Consider the following 12,572-nt stretch of genomic DNA (forward strand, 5'->3'; position numbering starts at 1 on the left):
TGGAATTCCTCTGAAGCACGGCATGCGCATCGGCATGTCGTCGCTTATTTTGTGGTCGTCTGACGGGGTGGATTGATCTGTTTTTGCAGCAAAAGCCAGCGCGTTCGCGGGGGTTGCGGCAAAGGCGGGATAATACCCGAATCCCCTGGGTTTCCCCCGCCTTCGCCCCCTTTGCAGGGCCGGTTTAGCTGCCGTTTCGCTCGATTTCAGCTCGATTTCTCATGTCACTCACCTCTTCCGATATCGCCCGCATCGCGACGCTCGCGCGCCTGCAACTGGCGCCCGACGAAAGCACGCGGATGCTGGGCCAGATCAACGGCTTCTTCGACCTCGTCGAAACCATGCGCGCGGTCGACACCACCGGCGTCGAGCCGCTGGCCCATCCGGTGGCCGCCATCGAGGACATCACGCTGCGCCTGCGCGACGACGTGGCGAGCGAACCCAACGCCCGCGAGGCCAACCAGAAGAGTGCGCCCGCGGTCGAACGCGGCCTGTTCCTCGTCCCCAAGGTGATCGAATGAGCGCCGATCTGCACCAACTCGGCGTGGCCGGCCTAGCCAAGGCGCTGGCCGCACGCGAAGTCTCGGCGGTGGAAACGGCCCAGCATTTCCTGGACCGCATCCAGGCCCAGCCCGCGCTCGGCGCCTTCGTCGCGGTCGATGCCGACGTCACGCTGGCCCAGGCCCGCGCCGCCGACGCCCTGATCGCCACCGGCCACGCCCCCGCGCTGGCCGGCGTGCCGATCGCGCACAAGGACATCTTCGTCACCACCGACTTCCCGACCACCGCCGGTTCGCGCATGCTGGCGGGCTACCGCTCGCCCTTCAACGCGACCGTGGTGCAGCGCCTGGCCGACGCCGGCGCGGTGACCCTGGGCAAGCTCAGCTGCGACGAATTCGCCATGGGCTCGGCCAACGAGAACGTGGCCGTGCCGGCCGTGGGCGGCGACGCCGTGGTGCCGGCGCGCAACCCCTGGGACACCAGCCGCATCCCCGGCGGCTCGTCGGGCGGCAGCGCGGTCGCCGTGGCCGCGCGCCTGGCGCCGGCCGCCACCGGCACCGACACCGGCGGCTCGATCCGCCAGCCCGCCTCCTTCTGCGGCGTGACCGGCATCAAGCCGACCTACGGCCGCGCCTCGCGCTACGGCATGGTGGCCTTCGCCTCCAGCCTCGACCAGGCCGGCCCGATGGCCCGCTCGGCCGAGGACTGCGCGCTGCTGCTGTCGGCCCTGTGCGGCCCTGACCTCGACCGCGACTCGACCTCGATCGACCGCCCGGCCGAGGACTATGCGCGCACGCTGAACGGCTCGCTCGACGGCCTGCGCATCGGCGTGCCGAAGGAGTTCCTGGGCGACGGCGTGGCCCCCGGCGTGCGCGCCGCGGTCGATGCGGCGCTGGCCGAGTACGAGAAGCTGGGCGCGAAGCGCGTGGCCATCACGCTGCCGCGCACCGAGCTGTCGATCCCCGTGTACTACATCCTCGCGGCCGCGGAAGCCTCGAGCAACCTGAGCCGCTTCGACGGCGTGAAGTTCGGCCACCGCGCCAAGGACTACAAGGACCTGGCCGACATGTACGGCAGGACCCGCGCCGAAGGCTTCGGCGACGAGGTCAAGCGCCGCATCATGATCGGCACCTATGTGCTCTCGCACGGCTACTACGACGCCTACTACCTGCAGGCGCAGAAGGTGCGCCGCATGATCGCCGACGACTTCCAGCAGGCCTTCGCGCAGTGCGACCTGATCGCCGGCCCGGTGGCGCCCACCGTCGCCTGGAAGCTCGGCGAGCACGGCGACGACCCGGTCGCCGACTACCTGGCCGACATCTTCACCCTGCCCGCCTCGCTGGCCGGCCTGCCCGGCATGAGCCTGCCCGTGGGCTTCGGCGAACACGCGATGCCCGTGGGCCTGCAACTGATCGGCAACTACTTCGCCGAAGCCAGGCTGCTCAATGCGGCGCACCGCTTCCAGCAGGCCACCGACTGGCATTCCCGCGCACCCCAGGGCATTTGACGATGAGCGAACCCGTGAACTCCTTCGAAGAACAACAACAGGGCCGCCCGACCGGCCCGCTGGTGCAGGGCTATGAGGTCATCATCGGCTTCGAGACCCATGCACAGCTCTCGACCGCGTCGAAGATCTTCAGCCGCGCCTCGACCGCCTTCGGCGCCGAGGCCAACACCCAGGCCTGCGCGGTCGACATGGCGCTGCCGGGCACGCTGCCGGTGATGAACAAGGGCGCGGTCGAACGCGCGATCAAGCTCGGCCTGGCGCTGGGCTCGACCATCGCGCCGCGCAGCGTGTTCGCGCGCAAGAACTACTTCTACCCCGACCTGCCCAAGGGCTACCAGATCAGCCAGTTCGAGATCCCGGTCGTGCAGGGCGGCGCGGTGTCCTTCCTGCTGGGCGAGGAGACCAAGACCGTGCGCCTGGTGCGCGCCCACCTCGAGGAGGACGCGGGCAAGTCGCTGCACGAGGACTTCATCGGCCAGTCGGGCATCGACCTGAACCGCGCCGGCACGCCGCTGCTGGAGATCGTGACCGAGCCCGACATGCGCTCCACCGCCGAGGCCGTGGCCTATGCCAAGGAGCTGCACAAGATCGTGACCTGGATCGGCATCTGCGACGGCAACATGCAGGAAGGCAGCTTCCGTTGCGACGCCAACGTGTCGGTGCGCAAGCCCGGCGACAAGCTGGGCACGCGGCGCGAGATCAAGAACCTGAACAGCTTCAAGTTCATGCAGCAGGCGATCGACTACGAGATCCGCTGGCAGATCGAGGAGATCGAGGACGGCCGCAAGGTGCAGCAGGCCACGGTGCTGTTCGACCCCGACACCGGCGAGACGCGCGCGATGCGCACCAAGGAAGACGCGGCCGACTACCGCTACTTCCCCGACCCCGACCTGCCGCCGCTGGCGATCGCGCCCGAATGGGTGGAGCGCGTGCGCGCCGAGATGCCCGAACTGCCGCGCGCGATGGCCGAGCGCTATGTCGCGAGCCATGGCCTGTCGGCCTACGACGCGACGCAGCTCACCCAGAGCACCGCGCTGGCGGGCTACTTCGATGCCGCCGTGGCCGCGGGCGCCGCGCCCAAGCTGGCCAGCAACTGGATCACCGGGGAGATCGCCCGGCGCCTGAACACGCAGGACATCGCGATCACCGCGGCGCCGGTGAGCGCCGCGCAGCTCGCGAAGCTGATCGTGCGCATCGGCGACGGCACGGTGTCGAACAACGCCGCGCGCCAGGTCTTCGAGGCGCTGTGGACCGGCGAAGCGAGCGAGGTCGACGCGGTGATCGAGGCCAAGGGCCTGAAGCAGATGAGCGACTCCGGCGCGCTCGAAGCCATCATCGACGGCGTGCTCGCGACCAACGAGAAGAACATCGCCGAATACCGCGCGGGCAAGGACAAGGCCTTCAATGCGCTGGTGGGCCAGGTGATGAAGGCCAGCCAGGGCAAGGCCAACCCGGCGCAGGTCAATGCGCTGCTGAAGGCGAAGCTGGGCTGAGGCCGCGGGCGCGGGCGCTCAGCGTCCGGCGCCGGCCCCTCCGGGTGGCGCATTGGCGGCCCACAGCGGCTTGAGCCGCACGCGCTCCTCGTCGAAGCGCGCATTGACGCGCTTCTTCTCGTCGTCCTGCGCGGCGATGAAGCGGTTCTGCACCGCCACGCTCTGCTCGTTGTCCTCGAGCTTGCGGCGCAGCGACGGCGGCGCCTTGCTGACGTCCTTCTTGTAGAACTCCATCTCGTCGTCGACCGACTGGCGCTCCTTGGCCAGTTCGCTCACCCGCTTGCGCGCGGCATCGATCACGGTGTCGATCTGCTGCATGGCCTCGACGCGTTCGCGCTCGTGGGTGGCGAGGTTGGGGTAACGCATCAGCAGTGCGCGCTCGCGGCGACGTTCCTCGTTGAGCCGCGCGGCCTGCTGCGCGGCCTGGCGCGCGCGTTCGTCGCGCTCGGCCTGCTCCTGGGCGGTGTAGCTGGGTTCGACGATGCGGCGGGCGCCGCTGGGGCTCAGGGCGCGCTGCTCGCGGTCGCTGCAATCGGGAATCGGGCGATCGGCCGTGAGCGTGCGGCCGCGGGCGTCGGTACAGCTGTAGATGCTGCCGCCGGAGGGCGATGCAGACTGCGCGGCGACGGTGCCGGCCGCGAGCAGCGGCAGCAGCATCGACCAGGCCCCGGCGTGGGTTCGATCTTGCAGTGCCATTCCTTCTCCAGTTGCAGAGTCGCGCCTCAGGCGCCGTAGCGCTCCCTGTAAGCCAGCACGCCCGCACGGTGGACCTCGAGCTCTCCCGTGCCTTGCGTCGTGAGGTACTGTAACAAGTCGTCCAGCGTGGCGATCGCCAGCACCTGCATGCCGAGCTGATCGCGGACATATTGCACGGCGCTGTGGGGCACGTCGACGCCGTTCTCGGTGGCGCGCTCCTGGCGGTCGAGCGCGATGGCCACCGCATGCGGCGTGGCGCCGGCCGCGCGGATCAGCGCGATCGATTCGCGCACCGCGGTGCCGGCGGACATCACGTCGTCGACGATCAGCACCCGCCCGCGCAGCGGCGCACCGACCAGCGTGCCGCCCTCGCCGTGGTCCTTGGCTTCCTTGCGGTTGTAGGCGAAGGGCACGCTGCGGCCGCGCCGCGCGAGTTCGGTCGCCACCGTGGCGCCCAGCGGGATGCCCTTGTAGGCCGGGCCGAGGATCATGTCGAACTCGAGTCCGCTGGCGATCAGGCGCTCTGCATAGAATTCGGCCAAGCGCAGCATCTTCGCGCCGTCGTCGAACAGGCCGGCGTTGAAGAAATACGGGCTCAGCCGACCGGCCTTGGTCTTGAACTCGCCGAACCGCAGCACGCCGGACTCGATCGCGAATTGCACGAAATCCAGAGCCGCCGCAGCGCCCGCCTCATTCACCTCAGCCATCAGGAATTCCTTTGTTCAAACTGACCAGTCTCAACCTCAACGGCCTGCGTTCGGCGACCACCAAGGGCGTGGCCGACTGGGTGGCCGAACTGGCGCCGGATTGTATTTGCATGCAGGAAATCCGCGTCCAGGCCAGCGACATCGAAGGCCGCTTCGAGCAGATGGCGGGCCTGCAGGGCCACTTCCACTTCGCCGAGAAGAAGGGCTACGCGGGCACCGCGATCTACACCAAGCATGCGCCCAGCGCGGTGGTGGTGGGCTGGGGCGACGCCGAATTCGACGCCGAGGGCCGCTACCTCGAACTGCGCTTCGACACGCCGAAACGCAAGCTCTCGATCATCAGCTGCTACTTCCCCAGCGGCTCCTCGGGCGAGGAGCGCCAGGCGGCCAAGTTCCGCTTCCTCCAGGGCTTCTTCCCGCACCTGCTGGCCTTGAAGAAGGAACGCGAGTTCATCCTGTGCGGCGACATCAACATCGCGCACCAGGAGATCGACCTGAAGAACTTCAAGGGCAACATGAAGAACAGCGGCTTCCTGCCCGAGGAACGCGCCTGGATGACCCGCCTGCTCGACGCCGGCGCCGAGGGCGCGGGCCTGGTCGACGTCTACCGCAAGCTCAAGCCCGACACCACCGGCGACGCCTACACCTGGTGGAGCAACCGCGGCCAGGCCTATGCGAAGAACGTGGGCTGGCGGCTGGACTACCACCTGGCCACGCCGGCGCTGGGCGCGCTGGCGCAGCACGAGTCGATCTACAAGACCGTGAAGTTCAGCGACCACGCGCCGATCACCATCGACTACGACTTCACGCTCTGAGCGGCGTGGGAGCGGGTCCGGCCCGCGGCTTCAGGCCTCGGCGCTGACCCGGAAGATCTGGTGCTCGGGGTCGTGCAGCACCGCCTGCCAGTGCCCGTAGTAGGTCCGGTACGGTGCCTTGACGATGCCGCCGCCCAGTACGACGGCCCGGTGGGCCGCCGCGTCCACGTCGGCGCATGCGTCCAGCATGAAGGTCGCATAGGCCGTCACCGGCGCCGCGGCCTCTGCCACCGGCCGGCGCTCGGCCAGCGCCAGCAGTTCGTAGGCCGCCTCGCCGTTGAACCCCAGCTCCGTCTCCCCGGCCGCCAGCGCCCGGTAGATCGGCGAGCGCAGCTGCGACAGTTCGGGAAGGCCGAGCAGCGCGCCGTAGAAGCGCACCTGGGCCTCGATGTCGCGGCAGAACAGGTTGAACAGCACCCTCATGCGGCCACCGTGCCGTAGGTGCGGCGGTACATCTCGCGCAGGTGCTCGCCGGCGGTGCAGGGCGCGAAGCGCGGCGCCTCGCCCGGCGCGACGGTGCCCGGCACCGCCTCGATCCGCGCCAGGTAGTCGGGCTCGTAGAAGAAGGGGATGGAATAGCGCGGACGGCCGTTCGAGTAGCGGTTGCGCACCCGGTGCGGGTTGGAATGGTAGAGCCCGTTGGTCCAGCGCGGGATCATGTCGCCCAGGTTGACCACGAAGCAGCCCTCGATGGGCGTGGCCTCGGCCCAGCTGCCGTCGGGCATGGCCACCTCCAGCCCGCCGTGCATGTCCTGCGCCAGGATGGTGAGCGCGCCCCAGTCGGTGTGCGCGCCCGCGCCGAAGGTGAGCGCGTCGGCATCGGCCGGATGGGCGGGGTAGCGCAGCATGCGCAGCGTCATCATGGGGCTGGCGCTGGTGGCGTCGAAATAATCCTCGGGCAGCCGCAGCGACAGCGCCAGCAGCTGCATCAGGCGGCGCGACAGCGCCAGCAGGGTCTGGATGTAGGCCTCGCACAGCGCCGGCGCCTCGGGCACTTCGTCGGGCCACTGGTTGCCGCCGTAGGTCTGGTAGCCGGCCCGCACGTAGGGATGGTCGTCGGGGTAGGCCATGCCGCAGTAGAAGCTCTCCTTGATGTCGGGCCGCGACGCCAGGTCCAGCGTCTGCGCGCCCAGCATCTCGTAGCCGCGCAGGGTGGGCGAATTCGCCATGGCCAGGCGTTCGCGGGTGCGCGGCGGCACGTCCTCCAGGAGCTGGCGCGCCAGTTCGAACTGGCGCGCCACCTGCTGCGGCGGCACGCCGTGGTGGCGCAGGTAGAAGAAGCCCGAGCCGATGGCGGCTTCGCGCAGCTGGGCGGCGACCTCGGCGCTGCGCGGGCCGCCGCGCGCCAGGGCGCCGTCGAGGTCGAGGATGGGAATGGAAGGGGTCATGGCGATGTGCTGCGCGATCGGGCGTTCAGCCGCGCAGGCGGCGCTCGGATGCGGCGGGCAGGAAGGCATCGGTCCAGACCTGCTCCAGGCCCAGCGTCGAGGGCAGGCCGAAGGCGCCGACCGTCTCGTCCACCGTGGCCTGGATGCGCGATGGGAGGGCCGCGCCCCAGCCGTTGGCGCGGGTCTGCGCGGTCTTCATGGTGCCGTCGACGATCATGCGCAGGCGCTCGGCTTCCAGCGCTTCGGTGACCAGGGGTTCACGCGCCTTGACGGCCGCGGCGCCGGCGGCCGGATCGGCGATGGCATCGAGCCAGCCGCGGGTCGAGGCCGCCACGAAGGCCTTCATCGCACCGGCATTGGCCATGGCGCCCGGGCCGGCCACCAGGCCGTTGCCATAGGACTTCATGCCGTAGTCGCTGAAGCGGTAGACGTCCAGCGTCGACAGGTCCACCCCGCGCGCCTTGAGGTTCAGCAGGCCGGTGAAATAGAAGTAGGCGGCGGCATCGAAGTCGCCCTTGGCGAAGCGCATGTCGCCGGTGCCCGGTTCGACGTTCTCCCAGCGCACGCCCGAGGCATCGAAACCCTGCGCCTTGGCGAAGACGGGGAAGAGCTTGCGCGAGGCGTTGAAGGGCTGGCCCAGGATGGTCTTGCCGGCGAAGTCGGCGGGGCCGCGGATGGGCCCGCCCTTGCGCGCGATCACGGCGTTGGGGTTGAGGTCGTACTGGATGGCGACCGCCTTGAGGCCCCCGCCGGGGTTGCGCACGCCGAACTCGATCATGGAGGCCAGGTCGGCCGAGGCGGCGTCGTAGGCGCCGCTGGCCACCAGGCTGATGGCGGCGGCCGAACCGTTGCCGGTGTCGATGCTCACGTCCAGGCCCGCATCGCGGTAGTAGCCGCGGTTCTGTGCCAGCAGGAAGCCGGCGGCCGAGGCCTCGAAGCGCCAGCCGAGGTTGAACTTGAAGCGGGTGGCGCTGGCGCGTGCGATGCGGGCGGCGCCCAGGGCGGCAGCGGTGCTGGCCTGGAGCAGGAGACGGCGTTTCATGGGCGGGGGTTCCTGGGAGATCGAAGAAGGAGCGTTTCGACCGCACTGTAGGGACCGGACCGCGCTGCCGCCAAGCGCAGAATTAGCAGCTACCCGCTCGAAAAATCAGAGCAGGGGCGCGGGCCGCCGCCTCGGCGTCCTGCCCTCAGCCTGTCTCGCGCGCCTCGGCGCGCTCGATGGCCTCGGCCATCAGCCGGATCAGCGCGTCCAGCGCCGGCGGCATGGCGCGCCCCGCGCGCACGTAGACGCCCAGCTCGCACACCAGCGCACCCGGCGACCGCAAGGGCACGAAGACCAGCGTGCCCGCCGCCAGTTCGGCCTCCAGGCCCAGCCGGGTCTGGAAGGCGATGCCCACACCGCCGCGGGCCAGGTTGCGCATCAGCTCGATCGAGCCGGATTCCAGCGGGATCTGCAGCGCGCGCGTCTGCCGCTCCAGCCAGGGGTCCAGCAGCCAGCGCACCGAGAGGTCGGCGCTGGGCAGCAGCATCGGATGGCGCGCGCAGTCGTTCAGGCCGACCGTGCGCCGCGCGGCCAGCGGGTGCTCCGGCGTCATCACCGCGCCGATGGCGAAACGCCCCACGGCCATCTGCGTGAGCTCGGCCCGGCGCGGCAGCGAGAAACCGATGGCCGCGTCGGCCTCGCCCTGGGCCACGGCGGCGGCCATCGCGCCGGAGCCGCTGGGCCGGGTGATCACGCGCACGCCCGGGTAGCGTTCCATCATCGCGGCCAGCACGCCGGGCAGGAAGGCGGCATGCAGGCCCTCCACCGCCCACAGCGTGACCTCGCCCTTGCGGATGCCGCGCAGCGCGTCGATCTCGCTGTCGACCCGGCGCGCATCCTGCAGCACCATGATCACGTGGCGGGCCACCACCTCGCCCGCGGCGGTGAGCTTGAGCCCCTCGGGCAGCCGGTCGAACAGGGGCGAGCCGATCTGGTCCTCGAGCTCGAGCAGCTGGCGGTTGACCGCCGACGACGCGATGTGCAGGCGGCGCGCCGCCTCGCGGATGGAGCCGGCGCGCCGTATCGCATCGAAGTACGACAGGGCACGGGCATGCAGGCGCAGGGTCATGCCGGGGATTTCAGCACGGATGCATGGCGGGCGGCCCGCCGGTCGAGGCGACCTCAGAGCCAGCCGCGCGCCACCATCTTCTCCAGCACATGCCTGGCCAGCAGCCCGTAGTAGTAGGGCGTGGGGTGCACCTCGTCGGCATAGGCGTAGTGGCTGACGTCGCCCGCCTTCAGGTTCGAGGCATTGCAGACCAGCGAACTGCCCAGCGCGTTTTTGCCCTGCGACATGTCGCAGGCGGTGTCGGTCACGTTGCTGAGGCCGTAGGCGGCGGGGCGGGCGACCGAATCCTGGTTCAGGGCGTAGACGTCCACCAGCAGCACTCGGGCCTCGCCGCCCAGGGCGGCGCTCAGCTGGGCGTTGAAGGCCTGGCCCATGGCCGCGATCAGGGCCTGGATCTGGGGCGACTCGGAGCGGCCGGCCGGCGTCGAGGCGACGTCCGGCAGGTTGTTGACGGTGACGTACTGAGCGCCATTGGCGAGGATCTGGGTCTTCACCAGCCCGGCCAGTTCGGCGCCGGCCGCGCTCATGGCGGACACGAGTTCGGGGCCGTGGGTCGTGGCGTAGTCGACGCCCGCGGCCTGGCCGGCCGCCGTCGCGTCGGCATTGGCCTGCGTCACCATCGGCCCGTAGACGCCGGGCGAGCCCACCGCCGCATTGCCCGGCTGGTCGGCCGCGGTCCCGATGGCCGCCTGCGTGATGCTGGCGAGCGTGGCGTCCGGCGCGGCGCTGGCGCCCTGGATCGCCAGCATGATGGCCGTGGTCGCCGCCTCCGGCTCGGTGGCCTGGGCCGCCAGCGCGGGGACCAGGCTGGCGAAGTAGGCCTGCCGGCCGGCCGCGTCCCCGGCCGACTTGGCCGCGGCATCGAGTTCGGCCAGCTGGAACAGCACGTCGTTGCCGCCGGCCATCACGAAGACCATGTCGTCCGGCTTGAACCGGCCGCCCGAGACGGCCAGGTGGTTGGCGATCTGCTGGCGCACGGGCACGGTCAGGCCGCCCAGCACGCTGCCGGTCATTTTGTGGCTCGGTCCGATGGGATTGCTCACGCGCGAGCCGCCCTGGGCGTAGCCGTAGCAGCCCGCATGGGCCACCACCGGCACCGAGAAGCCCTGCGACGCGTCGCCGTCGAGGCCGGTCTGCGCCGCGCAGGGTGCCGGCAGCCTGAAGCGGGCGGCCGTCAATTCGGTCCAGTTGCGGCCGGTCAGGGCGGGGTCGATCGCGGTGTTGTCGCCGTTGATGGTGAACTTCCCGCCGCCCAGGGCCTTGACGGTGCCGACCGCGTAACTGCCGACGTCGGACAGGCTGTCGCCGAAGGAGATCTGGGCGCCGAAGACGGGCCCCGACGCGGGCTCCGGCTCGGGCGAGGGCACCGGGGCCGGCCCAGGGGCCGGGGCGGGTGGCGGCGCGGTGGCCGGCGTCGAGCCGTTGTCCCCGCCACCGCCGCAGGCGCTCAGGAGGGCAACGGCCAGCAGGGCCGCCAGGTGCAGTTTGCGCATGAAGTCTCCGTTTTCTCGAGTCTCGGCAGCAGTCCGACGGGCCGCAGTTCGCCGGCGGCCGGCCATCGGTCCGGATCGGCCCATTCTCGCATCGCCGTAACAAGAAGTGACAATTTCCATGTCGCGCCCCACCCTTCAACAAACCACGCATCGGGGCATTGGCAGCCGCCGCACGCGGCGACAGGCCGGGCGGTTAAGCTCGCGGCTCTCCTATGGGGAGTAGCCGGCTTCCGCCTCTTTCGTGGAAGCGCCTGCGTCAACACACTCGGCCCGCCTCGCGGGCTGTGGCGCCGGCAACCTTTCGGGTTGGCGAGACCATCGGCGCGCCAGCACGACAACAGGTCGGGCAGTGGTGGCGCGCCGTTGCGTTCGCCCGGCCGGAAAAAGACCCCCCGATGAATTTCGTTTCCATCTCGCTGCTGTCGCTGGCGATGTCCACCGACGCCTTCGCCGCCGCCGTCGGCAAGGACACGGCCCTGCAGAACCCCCGTTGGCGCGAAGCGCTGCGCACCGGCGCCATCTTCGGCGTGATCGAGGCGCTGACGCCCCTGGCCGGCTGGGCCCTGGGCCTGGGCGCCGCCAACTACGTCAAGGCCTGGGACCACTGGATCGCCTTCGTGCTGCTGGGCGTGCTGGGCCTGCGCATGGTGTGGGCCGGCTTCGCCGCGCCGGAGGCGGTGGCACCCGAGAAGCCGAGCCGACACGGCTTCTGGCTGCTGGCCGTGACCGGCTTCGCCACCAGCATCGACGCCATGGCGGTCGGCGTGGGCCTGGCCTTCCTCGACGTCGACATCCTGCCGGTGGCCGCGGCGATCGGCTTCACGACCTTCGTGATGGTGACGCTGGGCGTGATGGTGGGCCGGGTGCTGGGCGCGGTGGCCGGCAAGCGGGCCGAGATCTTCGGCGGCGTGGTGCTGTTCGGCATCGGCACCGCCATCCTCTGGGAGCACCTGGCCGCGGGCTGAGCCCGGGCCGGCAGCCTTCAGCCGCGCTTCGCCGCGCGGTACAGGCCGTCGACCTTGGGCACGTTGGCTTCGAGGATGCGGATGCGGTCGGTGCCGCTGGGATGGGTCGAGAGGAAGTTCAGCCCGCCCTCGTTCTTCGAGGCCGCGGCCATCTTGGTCCACAGCGACACCGAGGCCCGCGGGTCGTAGCCCGCGCGCGCCGCCAGCTCGAGGCCGACCAGGTCGGCGTCGGTCTCGTCGCCGCGGCTGAACTTGAGCGTGAGCAGCTGGGTGCCGGCCTTCGCCACCATGTTGCCCACCTCGCCCAGGCCGAACAGCTGCGAGGCGATCGACAGCGCCGCGCCGGTGCCCGCGCTCTTGGCCATGCGGGCACGCGCGTGTTCGCGCAGCGCGTGCGCCATCTCGTGGCCCATGACCATCGCGACCTCGTCGTCGCTGAGCTTGAGCTGGTCGAGGATGCCGGTGTAGAAGGCGATCTTGCCGCCGGGCAGGCAGAAGGCGTTGATCTGCTTGCTGCCGATCAGGTTGACCTGCCACTTCCATTGCGCGGCCCGCGGGTTCCAGCTGCCGACGAAGGGGATCAGCCGCGCGGCGATCGCGCGCAGGCGCTGCAGTTGCGGATGGCCGTCGGGCGCCAGCGCGCCCTGGGCCTTGGCCTTGGCCAGCAGCTCGCCGTACTGCTGCACGCCGGCCTGCTCGACGGTGTCGGCGGGCACCAGGTTGCGCGCCACCGAGGACTGGCCCACGTCGACCTGCGCCAGCACCGGCGCGGCCGAGACGGCGGCACCGGCCCCCGCGAGGCGCAGAAAGGCGCGGCGGCCGTGCCAGGGACCCAGAAGAAGCTCGCAGCGTGAACACATGCGGGAATAATAAGCAGCCATTCCGATCGCCCCCTC

At 70.5% G+C, this 12,572-nt stretch carries 13 protein-coding genes; 5 read left to right on the forward strand and 8 right to left on the reverse strand.

What is annotated here, in order from left to right:
* Nucleotides 1-221 precede the first annotated feature (221 nt).
* Genes gatC through gatB form a run of 3 tightly spaced genes read left to right on the forward strand, consistent with a single transcriptional unit; the run spans nucleotide 222 to nucleotide 3,501 of the window.
* On the forward strand, nucleotides 222-521 hold the full coding sequence (gene gatC, locus A9977_RS32995; protein ID WP_183029052.1) for an Asp-tRNA(Asn)/Glu-tRNA(Gln) amidotransferase subunit GatC: 300 nt from the start codon (nucleotides 222-224) through the stop codon (nucleotides 519-521).
* Nucleotides 518-2,008 (forward strand): Asp-tRNA(Asn)/Glu-tRNA(Gln) amidotransferase subunit GatA, encoded by a 1,491-nt coding sequence (gene gatA / locus A9977_RS33000; RefSeq protein ID WP_183029053.1) that lies wholly within the window; start codon nucleotides 518-520, stop codon nucleotides 2,006-2,008. The genes gatC and gatA overlap by 4 nt, the downstream gene beginning before the upstream one ends.
* A 2-nt stretch (nucleotides 2,009-2,010) precedes the next feature.
* Complete coding sequence (gene gatB / locus A9977_RS33005) at nucleotides 2,011-3,501, forward strand: Asp-tRNA(Asn)/Glu-tRNA(Gln) amidotransferase subunit GatB (RefSeq protein WP_183029054.1); 1,491 nt, start codon at nucleotides 2,011-2,013, stop codon at nucleotides 3,499-3,501.
* Between the two features lie 18 nt (nucleotides 3,502-3,519).
* Here the strand turns inward: gatB and A9977_RS33010 are convergent, their stop codons facing one another.
* Both A9977_RS33010 and pyrE read right to left on the reverse strand, forming a co-directional pair.
* A complete protein-coding gene (locus tag A9977_RS33010) occupies nucleotides 3,520-4,197 on the reverse strand; it encodes a DUF4124 domain-containing protein (protein WP_183029055.1) in 678 nt (225 codons plus the stop codon).
* 26 nt (nucleotides 4,198-4,223) lie between these two features.
* On the reverse strand, nucleotides 4,224-4,904 hold the full coding sequence (gene pyrE, locus A9977_RS33015; RefSeq protein ID WP_183029056.1) for an orotate phosphoribosyltransferase: 681 nt from the start codon (nucleotides 4,902-4,904) through the stop codon (nucleotides 4,224-4,226).
* A gap of 11 nt (nucleotides 4,905-4,915) precedes the next feature.
* On the opposite strand from pyrE, the gene A9977_RS33020 reads away from it, so the two are divergent.
* Nucleotides 4,916-5,719 carry an exodeoxyribonuclease III gene (locus tag A9977_RS33020; protein ID WP_183029057.1) on the forward strand — a complete coding sequence of 268 codons (804 nt, stop codon included), beginning with the start codon at nucleotides 4,916-4,918 and terminating at the stop codon, nucleotides 5,717-5,719.
* 30 nt (nucleotides 5,720-5,749) lie between these two features.
* On the opposite strand, the gene A9977_RS33025 is transcribed toward A9977_RS33020, so the two are convergent.
* The 5 genes from A9977_RS33025 to A9977_RS33045 form a co-directional block, all read right to left on the reverse strand.
* Nucleotides 5,750-6,142: a VOC family protein gene (locus A9977_RS33025; RefSeq protein WP_183029058.1), complete on the reverse strand. Its 393-nt coding sequence runs from the start codon at nucleotides 6,140-6,142 to the stop codon at nucleotides 5,750-5,752.
* Nucleotides 6,139-7,107, reverse strand: a complete 969-nt coding sequence (locus tag A9977_RS33030; RefSeq protein WP_183029059.1) for an isopenicillin N synthase family oxygenase — start codon at nucleotides 7,105-7,107, stop codon at nucleotides 6,139-6,141. The genes A9977_RS33025 and A9977_RS33030 overlap by 4 nt, the downstream gene beginning before the upstream one ends.
* A 25-nt stretch (nucleotides 7,108-7,132) precedes the next feature.
* Nucleotides 7,133-8,149 carry an ABC transporter substrate-binding protein gene (locus A9977_RS33035; protein ID WP_183029060.1) on the reverse strand — a complete coding sequence of 339 codons (1,017 nt, stop codon included), beginning with the start codon at nucleotides 8,147-8,149 and terminating at the stop codon, nucleotides 7,133-7,135.
* 145 nt (nucleotides 8,150-8,294) lie between these two features.
* Nucleotides 8,295-9,218 carry a LysR family transcriptional regulator gene (locus tag A9977_RS33040; RefSeq protein WP_183029061.1) on the reverse strand — a complete coding sequence of 308 codons (924 nt, stop codon included), beginning with the start codon at nucleotides 9,216-9,218 and terminating at the stop codon, nucleotides 8,295-8,297.
* 53 nt (nucleotides 9,219-9,271) lie between these two features.
* Nucleotides 9,272-10,711 carry an SGNH/GDSL hydrolase family protein gene (locus A9977_RS33045; protein ID WP_183029062.1) on the reverse strand — a complete coding sequence of 480 codons (1,440 nt, stop codon included), beginning with the start codon at nucleotides 10,709-10,711 and terminating at the stop codon, nucleotides 9,272-9,274.
* Nucleotides 10,712-11,106: 395 nt separating this feature from the next.
* Between A9977_RS33045 and mntP the strand changes: the two genes are divergently transcribed.
* Nucleotides 11,107-11,676: a manganese efflux pump MntP gene (gene mntP / locus A9977_RS33050; protein ID WP_183029063.1), complete on the forward strand. Its 570-nt coding sequence runs from the start codon at nucleotides 11,107-11,109 to the stop codon at nucleotides 11,674-11,676.
* Between the two features lie 17 nt (nucleotides 11,677-11,693).
* Here mntP and A9977_RS33055 read toward each other — a convergent pair whose 3' ends face one another.
* Nucleotides 11,694-12,536, reverse strand: a complete 843-nt coding sequence (locus A9977_RS33055) for a M48 family metallopeptidase (RefSeq protein ID WP_183029064.1) — start codon at nucleotides 12,534-12,536, stop codon at nucleotides 11,694-11,696.
* Nucleotides 12,537-12,572: the final 36 nt, after the last annotated feature.

It is taken from the genome of Variovorax sp. UMC13, assembly GCF_014170375.1.
Taxonomy (GTDB): domain Bacteria; phylum Pseudomonadota; class Gammaproteobacteria; order Burkholderiales; family Burkholderiaceae_C; genus Variovorax.